Source organism: Paraglaciecola algarum, from assembly GCF_021532655.1.
GTDB classification, from domain to species: Bacteria; Pseudomonadota; Gammaproteobacteria; order Enterobacterales; family Alteromonadaceae; genus Paraglaciecola; species Paraglaciecola algarum.
On the sequence record NZ_JAKGAS010000015.1, the window covers coordinates 25,517 to 38,041 of the forward strand.

10 protein-coding genes are annotated in these 12,525 nt (G+C 39.6%); 5 read left to right on the forward strand and 5 right to left on the reverse strand.

All coding sequences use genetic code 11. The annotated features are described in order from the left end of the window. The first annotated feature begins 35 nt into the window (after positions 1–35). The 5 genes from map to L0668_RS18790 all read left to right on the forward strand — a co-directional run bounded on the left by map (position 36) and on the right by L0668_RS18790 (position 6,926). Positions 36–827, forward strand: a complete 792-nt coding sequence (map, locus tag L0668_RS18770; RefSeq protein ID WP_235314263.1) for a type I methionyl aminopeptidase — start codon at positions 36–38, stop codon at positions 825–827. Between the two features lie 114 nt (positions 828–941). Then, a complete protein-coding gene (gene glnD / locus L0668_RS18775; RefSeq protein ID WP_235314264.1) occupies positions 942–3,557 on the forward strand; it encodes a [protein-PII] uridylyltransferase in 2,616 nt (871 codons plus the stop codon). Between the two features lie 524 nt (positions 3,558–4,081). Beyond that, entirely contained in the window at positions 4,082–4,309 is a 228-nt protein-coding gene (locus L0668_RS18780; RefSeq protein WP_235314265.1) for a type II toxin-antitoxin system CcdA family antitoxin, read from the forward strand. After that, positions 4,306–4,599 carry a CcdB family protein gene (locus L0668_RS18785; RefSeq protein ID WP_235314266.1) on the forward strand — a complete coding sequence of 98 codons (294 nt, stop codon included), beginning with the start codon at positions 4,306–4,308 and terminating at the stop codon, positions 4,597–4,599. The genes L0668_RS18780 and L0668_RS18785 overlap by 4 nt, the downstream gene beginning before the upstream one ends. 308 nt (positions 4,600–4,907) lie before the next feature. Continuing rightward, on the forward strand, positions 4,908–6,926 hold the full coding sequence (locus tag L0668_RS18790) for an ATP-binding protein (RefSeq protein ID WP_235314267.1): 2,019 nt from the start codon (positions 4,908–4,910) through the stop codon (positions 6,924–6,926). A gap of 466 nt (positions 6,927–7,392) precedes the next feature. Here L0668_RS18790 and L0668_RS18795 read toward each other — a convergent pair whose 3' ends face one another. The 5 genes from L0668_RS18795 to odhB all read right to left on the reverse strand — a co-directional run bounded on the left by L0668_RS18795 (position 7,393) and on the right by odhB (position 12,520). Continuing rightward, positions 7,393–7,653, reverse strand: coding sequence for a helix-turn-helix domain-containing protein (locus L0668_RS18795; RefSeq protein WP_235314268.1), 261 nt, complete (start codon positions 7,651–7,653; stop codon positions 7,393–7,395). Continuing rightward, on the reverse strand, positions 7,653–7,937 hold the full coding sequence (locus tag L0668_RS18800) for a type II toxin-antitoxin system RelE/ParE family toxin (RefSeq protein WP_235314269.1): 285 nt from the start codon (positions 7,935–7,937) through the stop codon (positions 7,653–7,655). Before L0668_RS18800 ends, L0668_RS18795 begins: the two co-directional genes overlap by 1 nt. Before the next feature lie 906 nt (positions 7,938–8,843). Continuing rightward, the gene (gene sucD / locus L0668_RS18805) at positions 8,844–9,716 is read right to left on the reverse strand and encodes a succinate--CoA ligase subunit alpha (protein WP_235314270.1); all 873 of its coding nucleotides are present in this window, start codon (positions 9,714–9,716) and stop codon (positions 8,844–8,846) included. After that, entirely contained in the window at positions 9,716–10,882 is a 1,167-nt protein-coding gene (gene sucC / locus L0668_RS18810) for an ADP-forming succinate--CoA ligase subunit beta (protein WP_235314271.1), read from the reverse strand. Before sucC ends, sucD begins: the two co-directional genes overlap by 1 nt. Before the next feature lie 153 nt (positions 10,883–11,035). Next, positions 11,036–12,520, reverse strand: a complete 1,485-nt coding sequence (odhB, locus tag L0668_RS18815) for a 2-oxoglutarate dehydrogenase complex dihydrolipoyllysine-residue succinyltransferase (RefSeq protein ID WP_235314272.1) — start codon at positions 12,518–12,520, stop codon at positions 11,036–11,038. Positions 12,521–12,525: the final 5 nt, after the last annotated feature.

Consider the following 12,525-nt stretch of genomic DNA (forward strand, 5'->3'; position numbering starts at 1 on the left):
AAACCTTTAATTTGTACTGACTTTAGGAAAACATCTTGTCTGCCATTATAAAAACCGAACAAGAAATTGAGAAAATGCGTGTAGCCGGGCGACTCGCTGCAGATGTGTTGCAAATGATTGGCCAACATGTCAAAAAAGGCGTCACCACCAATGAACTTAATCAGATTTGCCATGATTATATTGTAGATGTGCAAAAGTGTATCCCTGCCCCATTAAATTACGGCAGCCCACCTTTTCCGAAATCAATTTGTACATCAGTTAATCATGTAATTTGTCATGGCATACCTGCTGATAAAAAATTGAAAGATGGCGACTCTGTGAATATAGACGTAACTGTCATCGCTGATGGTTATCACGGCGACACTTCAAAAATGTTTGTAGTGGGAAAACCTTCCATCTTAACCGAACGCTTAATTCGCATTACTCAAGAATGTTTATATTTAGGCATAAAGATGGTCAAGCCAGGTGCTCGCTTAGGCGATATTGGCTACGCAATCCAAAAACACGCAGAAAGTCACGACTATTCAGTCGTAAGGGAATATTGTGGCCATGGTATAGGTGCAAATTTCCATGAAGAACCACAAGTGGTGCATTACGGTAAACCTAATACTGGAGAATCACTACAAGCTGGCATGTGTTTCACCATTGAACCAATGATCAATGCTGGAAAACGTTACTCTAAAGTCATGCCTGATCACTGGACAGTGGTAACCAAAGATAGAAGCTTAAGCGCCCAATGGGAACATACTTTATTAGTCACCGAAACTGGGGTTGAAATTTTAACCTTGCGTGATGATGAAACGATAGACCGAATCATCAATCACTAACATCTACTAAACTGCTGCAACCATCTTATGACATTTAATTATTTGTCATAGGATGGATTTCACGTATTTTAGCTAGTCTAACGCAGTATCAACTCCTTACATAAGGAAAGTCATTTGTCGCTTCATAGTCTACTTAGTCAAATAAAACTCATTAATAATACTGACAATATTAGTGCCTACAAAACTATAGTCGCTAACAGTTATGAGTGGTTAGAAACGGAATTTGGCCAATCAGATATTAAAAGCTTAGTCACTGGCAGAGCGACATTCATTGATAGTTTACTGACACATATATGGAAATTAATGGGATTAGCTGAAGAAAAAAAGTTAGCATTAGTTGCTGTAGGTGGATACGGCAGAGGACAGCTTCAACCCCATTCAGATATAGACCTTTTAATCCTGAGTAGTAAATCATTTTCTAAAGGCCAGCAAGAAAGCATTGGTCAATTTGTTACCTTACTATGGGATATTGGATTAGACGTAGGGCAATCAGTTAGAACCATAAAAGAAACCTTTTTGCAGGCTAAACAAGATGTAACTATTGCCACAAACTTAGTTGAAGCAAGAATTCTAACGGGTAGCAAAGATACATTTGAAGAATTAAACAAAAAACTTCAAGGCCGTGGTTACTGGAGCAGTAAAGACTTTTTCATTGCCAAATATGATGAACAAGTCATCCGCCACGCAAAATGCAAAGACACATCATATAACCTAGAGCCTAATGTCAAAGAAAACCCGGGATGCCTGCGCGATATTCAATCTATCGGTTGGGTTGCAAAAAAACACTTTAAAGCCCTAGACGGATCTGAATTAGTCGCAGCTGACTACATCACCCAGCAAGAATTTGATGAACTAATTGAATGTCGAGATGACTTATGGAAAATACGTTTTGCCTTACATATAGTTGCCGGGCGTAGTGAAAACCGCCTGTTATTCGATTACCAACAAGATGTCGCCACCAAACTAGGCTATGGCGAAGAAAGTAAAGCATCTGTTGAAAAAATGATGAAAGCATTTTTTAGAACAGTGCGACGAGTTAGCGAATTGAACGACATGTTACTGCAACGTTTTCGTCAAGATATCTTAGCCCTTAAAGTAAAAGATGTTATTGATATTGACCAAAATTTTGAATTATTAGATGGCTTGATTGCTCCTAAACATCTTGAAGTATTTAGTCGTCCTGAAGATACTCTACGATTTTTAAAAGTCATTGCTGATACGCCACAAACCATAGGTTTACACAGTAATTCTTTACGTTTATTACGCCAAGCTAGGCGTAAATTTCAAGGTCAATATTTTGCTGAAAATGAAAGTTGTAGAACGCTTTTTATAGAATTAATACAGCACCCTAACTTTTTTGACCTTGCTTGGAACATCATGCATAAACATGGGATCCTTCAAGCTTATATTCCCCAATGGGACCATATTGTTGGCATGATGCAGTTTGATTTATTCCATGCCTATACAGTGGATGAACATACCCATAGGTTAGTCAAAAATATCCATCACTATAGCGTGCCTGAAAATAAAGAATTTCCACGTTGTGGGGCTATTGTTAAGAATCTAGATAAACCAGAGTTATTGTATATAGCAGCCATTTTTCACGACATTGGAAAAGGCAGAAACGGCGATCATTCAAAGCTTGGCGCAGTAGATGTAAAAGAATTTTGTATAACTCACGGTATTAACGAAAAAGATACTGAGCTCATTCGCTGGTTAGTGGAAAGCCATTTATTAATGTCAGTTATTGCTCAGCGCCGTGACATTTATGATCCAGAAGTGATAAACGAATTTGCCCAGGCAGTCCGTACTCACGATAATCTAAATCATTTGTACGTTTTAACCTTAGCTGACATTCGCGCTACCAATGACAACCTTTGGAACGATTGGAAAGCCTCTCTTTTACGAGAGTTGTATTTATTGACTCAAAAAGCTCTAGAAAACGGCTTAGAGTGCAAAGTAGCATTGCAAGACCGAGTACAAGAACATCAACAAAAAGCTCGCCAAATGTTACAAGATGGTGGGATGAACGAAACCCAAATCACCCAGTTTTGGAAACGTTTAAATGATGATTATTTTGCTCGTTTTAAACCCGAACAAATAGCTTGGCATGCCAGTGTTATTTTAGCGTCTCACCCGATGACAGATGACTTTTTGCTGGTTGGTACTAGTGCCAGCACCTCAAAAGCAGGAGCTGAACTAATTGTTTATGGCAAAGACAAACCTAAAATGTTTGCCCAAATTGCCTCTGTACTAGATAGCCGAAACTGTACAATCCACGACGCTCAAATAATGCATACCCATGACGGTTATATATTTGACAGCTTTATTATTTTGGAGCAAAACGCTGACCGTATCACCTCGCCTTCTCGATTAAAGAGTTTGCAAGAAGCCGTAGAAACTCAATTAAATAAACCCGGTGAAGAACACAACAATAAACGCAAAATGTCCCGTCAAATGAAACAACTAGACGTGGCGACTAAAGTAAGGTTTTACCCTTATCAAAATAAGGGCACTATTGTTGAATTAGAGGCACTAGATGCACCTGGTTTGTTAGCCAAAGTCAGTGAGCAGTTTGTTGAATTAAACTTCAAATTACACATGGCCAAAATATCCACCATAGGTGAACGAGCAGAAGATTTATTTATCATTAGCAATGCGGACGACGAACCACTTAATCAAAACGAACAAGTAGAACTAAGAAACCGCCTAAACAAACATTTAGATTAAGGGCTTTGTTACACCAATTAACTTTAGGTAGAGCTAAGCTTGTATTAAAAAAAGTGGGTGAACTTTACACTATAATTGAAAATAGCTTCTAAGCCAGCACCCGCTTTTTGAGTAAGTTTATCACGCTGCATTAATCGTTCTGCCTTTCAACACATCGCTCATTATTTGTTTGGCATTTCGTGCAGAACTGCCACCTTATTCACCTTCAATTAAAGCAGATCTAATAGTCTCGATATCATCAAAAGATTTAACGAAAAACATTTGAACCACAGAGAGCACAAAGAACACAGAGGAAAATATTTAAATCAACGGCTCTGCCCCCGCAGATTTCAATTTCAAAGAACCTGACCCCATTGGTTCCATTGGTTCTTTATATGTACCTTATTTATACATAAAATTATTATGCTTGTTTTGTTTATTTTAGGCTTGGCCTTAAGGAGTTTTATTTTTACGAACCATGTATGCGCACTTTACATGCGTATACTTTAGACTCATAATTAACTTAATCATTCGGGAGAGCTAGCATGTCGGTAAAAGCAGCGTGTAATACCACAATCAATAGAGATTTATTAAGCGAAGCTAAAGCGTTAAATATTAAGCTATCACCTATATTTGAATCCGCATTAGCTGTCGCGGTGCGTGAAGAAAAGAAAAAGAAATGGTTTAAAGAAAACCAGCGAGCAATCCAAGATCACAATCAACAAGTGAGTGAAACTGGCACATTTTCAGAATCCATTGGCCAATTAAAATGATTCATCAATTTGGCGTGTATCAATACTCCACTCAACCAGTAGTGGTGATCACCAACACCATATTTAACGATGTAGAAAGTATTTTAGTCGCCCCACTAAAAGAACAACGTTCAACCTACATCACCAATATACAAATCGCAGTAAAACTAGATAGTAAAGACTACCTTGTAGATTTACTCGACTTAGCCACAGTAACAAAAAGCCGTTTAAAACCAAGTTTTGAACAAAACCTAAAACAATACCGAAATGAAATAAAATCAGGAATAGATTTACTAATAGATGGGTTTTAAATCTTAAACAGATAATCTAAATAGAAATCAACAACTCTTAACTCGTTGATTTTATTAATTTTAAAGCACGACTTCGCCGCTAAAAATGTTGAACCACAGAGCACACTGAGAACACAGAGGAAAAGTTAAAAATCAACAGCTCTGACACCACAAGTTGAAAGATTTTAACCTTAATTCGGATACGCCCCCTTTTATTTATCATAATTGATAAATTCATGCTGGAAAGGTGTAATCATGTCTTAAAAAATTTAGAGATTTAGATTACAATTTCTTTTATAAAACAAAGATTTAAACAAGGATAGCTTGCCATGTATAACTTTCAAGAAAGAGCAACAGGGATTACTGATCAGTCAATTAAGAAGCGATTTAATTCTATACCTGCTTGGAAAATGATCAGTGAGTATGTTTGGAATGGTTTAGATGCAGGCGCTACTTCCATAGAAATATTTATCAGTGATAATGAGCTAGGTGGTATCGAGTCTGTAGAAGTGCACGATAACGGTGATGGAATCGATTTTAACAACCTTCACAAAAACTTTGACAATTTCGATGATTCATCCAAGAAAGCTGTCACTCAAAAGGGTAGTCAAGGTCGAGGACGTTACTCTTTTCATAAATTTGCAACCAAAGCAACTTGGTATACGCGCAATAATAACAAAGATGCTATTTTTGAAATACATGATACTAGACTTAAAGATTACCGTTTCGCGACACTTACTCCAGAGCAACAAAAAACCAAAATTAGGAAAAATGGTAAGGGGACATCAGTTTATTTAACAGATATTCCTAAAAATAAAGGGGCCCAAATACCTGAGGTTAACAGCCTAATTAAAGACCTATCAATTGAACATGGGTGGAAACTAGTTCTATGCAGCGACATTGAGATCAAAGTAAATGGGGTTTCTGTTACCCCACCAAGTAATGAGCTTCATGTACACCCAATTGAAATAGATGGAAATCACTTTAATGCCTCGATTATTCGATGGGATCACAAACCTAACAATGAGAAATCTTACAATTACTTTTTAGATTGCAATGAAGTTGAAAGGCATAGAGCCCTTACAAGTTTCAACAATAAATACAATTATAAATTTTTTATTAGTGGCTATATCAGCTCAGATTGGTTTAATGATTTTCAGCAATCTCATATGGATAACACTGACTTATTTATTACTGAAAGTAAGTCAGATTCATCTTCAGAATTCAAGACCCTCAGCAAACAACTTCGTGACATCTCTAATACCATTTATCACGATTTTCTAAGGAGTAGAGCCAATGATTTGGTAGCGAATTTTGAATCAAATGGTTATTTTCCGCAGTATCAAAATGAATCACCCGATGACAGAAGCTTCAGACTCGAACATACAAAGAGAGTTGTTGTTTCTCTATATATTGCTGATCCTGCTACGTTCACTAATTTAAAACCTAAACAAATTAAAATCCTTATAGCACTACTGGACAAATTAACAGTATCAAGCGAAAATGACAGTCTGTTTGACGTGTTGGAAGGAATTCTTGAATTGGAAAAAGAACAATTAGACGAATTTTCATCACAAATTAAAAAGTCAAAATTAGACCACATCATTAGTACTATTGGCTCATTACAAAAGCGTGATCTCGTAATACAGAAAATGAAGTACCTTTTCCAAGAACATAATAAAGATGTGTTAGAAACCCCTGATCTTCAAGGTATCATTGAAGCTAACACTTGGCTGTTTGGAGCACAGTACACAACTATAGGTGCGGAAGAGGATGACTTTCACAAAACTGCAAAAGCCTTGAGGGATGGTGATCTAGAAATAGCTGATGGTGACAAAATTGAACTATCTGATCTTATTGAAGGAGCTGATATTGAAGGTGCAAAAGGACAAGTCGACCTATTTTTAGCTAGAAAAATGCCAACCGTTGACCATTCAACACAAGAAGAGTTTACCCGTTGCACCATTATTGAAATAAAGCGCCCAAGCGTCGCTTTAAATAAAAAGCACCTAGGGCAAGTCGAAAGGTATGCTGAGGTGTTGCACAAACATCCAGAGTTTAATGACGAGAACATGCGATTTGACGTAATTTTAGTTGGAACTAGGTTGGCTCAAAATGACTACCAGATAAAGAAGCGTTTAAAGGATAATGCCGGTAAGAATGGACAAGGACTTGTTTCAGGAGCTGATGATAGGATTAGAGTCTACGTAAAGACATGGGCTTCTATTTTTAATGATTTTCACATTACACACAGCCATTTACTCCAAAAACTTAAAATTAATAGAAGCAAATTACAGTATAAGAATAAAGACGATTTAGTAAATGAACTACAAGAGAAAGTGGATTGAAAGGACTGGCTTGTTAATTGTGCGTTATTGACGTTTAAATGTCTATCGACCAGATGTTCGAATGGCGAAGCCATACTTTATGAACACAGTGAATACCGGGTGTGCGAAGCACATGCTTTTGACTTTATCGCGAATCAAAGCTCGCCAATTTTGTGATGAATTCAGTAGGTCAATTGGCATGGATAGCCAATTGAGGCTTGGGACGTCGGGAACGTCTCAAGGCGACCTGCTTAATTCGGTACAAATTGGAAGAAGAGCATTGTTGGAGCGCGGCACTTTTTGTTTACTTTTTGCTGCTGTTGGTAAAAAGTAAATCGAGCAGCAAGGATGCTGTTTGAAAAATGGCATGGATGCCATGAGCGCAGCGAATAAGTGACGAAGTCATGCCCTATCGCGCAGCGATGCCCTATTTACGTAGTGAATGCCCTATGCGCACAGCGCATAAAAATAAACAGCAAAGCCTAAATTATGCTGCATTCTCACTTTCAACATCCCAACCTGGAAACACAAGCACTGAGGGGTGGCACTTTAATGCTCTGGCCAGTGATTTTGCTCTTTCAACACCCAAATTAATTCGTTCATTTTCAATGGCCGAAATGGTTGATTGGGGAATATTAGTCAGCTTGGCCAACTCGTTTTGACTAAGTTCTTGCAACTCACGCATGATCCTCACAGACTCACCGCTTGATATTTCTACGCGTTTTTTTGCCACTTTAAAATCATTCATTATGACCTCCTTCGATAGTCATGAGGGGTAACCTCAACCACACTGACAAACAACTGGTTATTGTTGATGGAATAGATTACTCGATATTGTTGGTTCAAACGCGACGACCTATACCCTTGCCAATTACCCGATAGTTTTTCGTCTTTAAAACCTTTGATCATCACCAAGCCCGCTGGCCCAGATATCTCAACCACATCTTTCCATTTTTCATAACGCTTTTGAATTTCGATAGGCGCTTTAGAAAGTTGCTTGTCTAAACGTTTGTGTTCAAATATTTTCCACATACTATAAAGTATATATACCATTTATGGTATGTCAAAAATCAAAACAATAATAACTGCATATTTAGCTTTAAATAGAAAAGAGATTCCGCCTTAAAAGACTACCGGAATGACGAACTCTTTGTATGCGAAGCACATTCTTTTTGCTCTTATCGCGACTACCAATTCCCCATCAAATAATTGGCTTGTCGAATGCCCGAATAGGGACATTTGGGCAAGGCAATCTTTTATAGCTGGGAGCGGCTTATTGCCGTTTCGACATTAAAGACAATTATTTTATGGATTAGGAATTTGTCTGCAGCGCGGCACTTTTTATGAAATACATCCATGTATTTCACCCTACAGGCCATCCTGTGGATGTTCAAATTCATTCCCGATGAATTTGTGTTTACTTTTTGCGGCTGTTGGTAAAAAGTAAGTCGAGCAGCAAAGGTGACGTGTGCGAAGCATATGTATTTGCCCTACCCGCGACTCAAAGCTCGCTAATTTTGTGGTGAATTCAGTAGGTCAATTGGCATGGAAAGCCAATTGAGGCTTGGGACGTCGGGAACGTCTCAAGGCGGCCTGCTTAATTCGGTACAAAATTAGATTAAGAGCATTGTTGGAGCGCGGCCTCTTTCTGGTTACTCTTTCTTGGCTGTTGAAGAAAGAGTTACTAGCTCGAAGGGATTCGAGTTAAAAACGTCATGGATGACGGTGAGCCATGCGAATAAGTGAACGCAGTGAATAAGTGACGAAGTCATGCCTTGTGTGCGAAGCACATGCCCTATCGCGTAGCGATGCTCCGTGTGCCCAGCACATAAATAAGCAAAGCGCATGCTTGGTTCACGCAGTGAATGCTCTTCCTAAAAACAAAAAACCCGCATAACAGCGGGCTTTTAACAATCAAGTAATGTAATTACTTAGAAATTACCAACCGGTAATTTCGCGTAAGCCTTTACCAATATCAGCTAGAGAGCGTACAGTTTTAACACCTGCCGCTTCTAATGCTTTAAACTTCTCGTCAGCAGTACCTTTACCACCAGCGATAATTGCGCCAGCATGACCCATACGCTTACCTTCTGGAGCAGTTACACCAGCAATGTAAGATACAACAGGCTTAGTTACGTTAGCTTTGATAAATTCAGCTGCTTCTTCTTCAGCAGAACCACCAATTTCACCAATCATAACGATTGCTTCTGTTTCTGGATCGTCTTGGAACAATTGTAAGATATCGATGAAGTTAGAACCCGGGATAGGGTCGCCACCAATACCAACACATGTAGACTGACCAAAACCTTCGTCAGTCGTTTGTTTAACCGCTTCGTACGTTAATGTACCAGAGCGAGAAACAATCCCTACTTTACCTGGCTTGTGAATGTGACCAGGCATGATGCCGATTTTACATTCACCAGGCGTGATAACACCTGGGCAGTTTGGACCGATCATGCGAACGCCTTTAACGTTCAAGTATTCTTTAACGAATAACATGTCGATAGTTGGGATACCTTCAGTGATACAGATGATAAGCTCGATACCTGCATCAGCTGCTTCAACAATTGAATCTTTACAAAACGCTGCAGGTACATAAATAACAGATGCTGTTGCGCCTGTTGCTTCAACTGCTTCACGTACTGTGTTAAATACAGGAAGATCTAGATGAGTTGTGCCGCCTTTACCAGGAGTTACACCACCAACCATTTGTGTGCCGTAGGCAATCGCTTGCTCAGAGTGGAAAGTACCTTGACCACCAGTAAAACCCTGACAGATAACTTTAGTGTGCTTATTAATTAATACAGACATTATTTGCCCTCCGCAGCTTTAACAACTAGTTGAGCAGCATCAGTTAGACTGCTTGCAGCTATGATGTCTAGATCAGAGTTAGCAAGAACTTCACGACCTAGTTCTGCGTTAGTACCTTCTAAACGTACAACAACAGGAACTTTAACACCTACTTCTTTAACCGCACCGATAATACCTTCAGCGATCATGTCACAACGTACAATTCCACCAAAGATGTTAACCAATACAGCACTAACGTTGCTGTCAGAAAGGATAATTTTGAATGCTTCTGCAACACGTTCTTTAGTCGCGCCGCCACCAACGTCTAGGAAGTTAGCTGGCTTTCCGCCGTGTAGGTTAACTATATCCATAGTTCCCATTGCAAGGCCTGCACCGTTAACCATACAACCAACGTTTCCGTCTAGTGCTACATAGTTAAGTTCCCACTTAGCCGCTTCAGCTTCACGGGCGTCATCTTGTGATGGATCGTGCATCGCTTTAATTTTAGGTTGACGATATGCTGCGTTACCATCGATTGCCACTTTAGCGTCAAGACAGTGAATATCGCCGTCTTCTTTGATCACTAATGGGTTGATTTCGATAAGGGCGATATCTAGGTCCACAAACATTTTTGCAAGACCTAAGAAAATGTTCACGAATTGCTTAATCTGTACGCCTTTAAGGCCTAACTGGAAAGCCATGTCGCGAGCTTGATAAGGTTGAGCACCAACAATTGGGTCAATCTCAGCTTTTAAGATCTTTTCTGGTGTTTCGTGAGCAACCGTTTCAATTTCAACGCCGCCTTCAGTAGACGCCATGAATACCACGCGACGAGAAGTACGATCAACAACCGCACCTAAATACAATTCGTCAGCGATATCAGTACAAGATTCAACTAAGATCTTGCTAACTGGTTGACCATTTTCGTCTGTTTGGAAAGTAACTAAGTTTTTACCTAACCAGTTTTCAGCGAAGGCTTTAATTTCTTCTTTGCTTTTAACTAATTTTACACCGCCAGCCTTACCACGGCCACCTGCGTGTACTTGGCATTTAACCACCCACTCGCTTCCGCCAATTTTATCAGCTGCTGCTGCAGCTTCTTCAGGAGAATCGGTTGCGATCCCTTCAGAGACTGGTAAGCCGTATTCTTTGAATAACTGCTTACCTTGATATTCATGCAAATTCATGGTTTTTTTACCCGTTTAATTTAAGAAAAAAGCCGCTACTGAGCCGCTTTATTTTGTAAACCGCCAACGTCATTGTGACGGCATTAAGGAGGTGAACAATGACTTATCCACCTCAATTTTTTAATACTTTAAAATCTATCTAACGATCCGCATTTATACATCTAAAAGCAAACGTGTTGGATCTTCTAACATTTCTTTAATGGTCACTAAGAAACCCACTGACTCTTTACCGTCAATGATTCTGTGATCATAAGAAAGGGCTAGGTACATCATAGGCAATATTTCAACTTTACCATTCACTGCCATAGGTCTGTCTTGGATTTTATGCATACCCAAAATAGCGCTCTGTGGAAGGTTTAAGATAGGTGTAGACATTAGTGAACCAAACACACCACCGTTAGTGATAGTGAAGTTACCACCTTGCATGTCTGCCATGCTTAGTTTTCCATCTCGGCCTTTAAGGGCTAGTTCACGAATACCGCCTTCAATACCAGCCATACCAAGTGTGTCTGTATCTTTTAATACAGGTGTCACTAATCCACGAGGAGTAGATACAGCAATCGAGATATCGAAATAATTGTGATAACAAATATCATCACCGTCGATAGAGGCGTTTACTTCAGGGAAACGTTTAAGGGCTTCAGTTACCGCTTTTACGTAGAAAGACATAAAACCAAGGCGAATACCATGGCGTTTTTCAAACTGTTCTTGGTATTGCTTACGTAAATCCATGATTGGCTTCATGTTCACTTCGTTAAACGTAGTTAACATAGCCGTGCTGTTTTTCGCTTCTAATAAACGAGTCGCAATAGTTTTACGTAGACGCGTCATAGGTACACGTTTTTCAGTACGGTTACCACCTAAAGAAACTGCTGCTAGAGCTGCAGTTTCAGCTTTGGCAGCTGGAGCCGCAGGTGCTTGTAAAGATTTCTCTACGTCTTCTTTAGTAACACGTCCGCCTTTTCCTGTACCTTTAATGCTTGCTGCATCAATACCTTTTTCAGTTAATAAACGGCGTACAGACGGGCTTAATGCGTCATTATCACCTGAGCTATCTTCACTTGCAGCTGCAGCAGGTGCCGCGACGGCAGCACCAGCAACAAAGTTAGCAATCACTTGCTCACCTGTTACAGTTTCGCCTTCTGGTGCTAAAATATCACTTAACGAACCATCCGCAGGTGCCACTACTTCAAGCACGACTTTGTCAGTCTCGATATCAACTAAATTTTGATCACGAGAGATGGCTTCACCAGGCTGTACATGCCAAGTTGCGATTGTTGCGTCTGCCACTGATTCTGGCAAAACCGGTACCTTAATTTCCACTGACTCACCTTTATTATCGGAAGTTTGACTAGTTTGCGGGCTGGCTGAAGCAGCAGGTGCTGAGTTAGCTGCACCTGAACCTTCTGAAAAGTTTGCTATGGTTTGTTCACCTAATACAGTGTCTCCTTCAGCAAATAATATTTCGCTGACTACGCCGTCTGCAGGAGCAACCACTTCTAACACTACTTTATCTGTTTCAATATCGACTAGATTTTGATCACGGCTGACTTTATCGCCTACCTTTACATGCCAGGTAGCGATGGATGCATCTGCCACTGATTCTGGCAATACCGGTACTTTAATTTCGATGCTCATACTGG

Bases quoted from the DNA above. Each gene is read 5' to 3' on its own strand.
- sucC (WP_235314271.1), bottom strand. From the start codon at position 10,882: ATGAATTTGCATGAATATCAAGGTAAGCAGTTATTCAAAGAATACGGC.
- L0668_RS18800 (WP_235314269.1), bottom strand. From the start codon at position 7,937: ATGTGGAAAATATTTGAACACAAACGTTTAGACAAGCAACTTTCTAAA.
- L0668_RS18790 (WP_235314267.1), top strand. From the start codon at position 4,908: ATGTATAACTTTCAAGAAAGAGCAACAGGGATTACTGATCAGTCAATT.
- odhB (WP_235314272.1), bottom strand. From the start codon at position 12,520: ATGAGCATCGAAATTAAAGTACCGGTATTGCCAGAATCAGTGGCAGAT.
- L0668_RS18780 (WP_235314265.1), top strand. From the start codon at position 4,082: ATGTCGGTAAAAGCAGCGTGTAATACCACAATCAATAGAGATTTATTA.
- L0668_RS18795 (WP_235314268.1), bottom strand. From the start codon at position 7,653: ATGAATGATTTTAAAGTGGCAAAAAAACGCGTAGAAATATCAAGCGGT.
- sucD (WP_235314270.1), bottom strand. From the start codon at position 9,716: ATGTCTGTATTAATTAATAAGCACACTAAAGTTATCTGTCAGGGTTTT.
- L0668_RS18785 (WP_235314266.1), top strand. From the start codon at position 4,306: ATGATTCATCAATTTGGCGTGTATCAATACTCCACTCAACCAGTAGTG.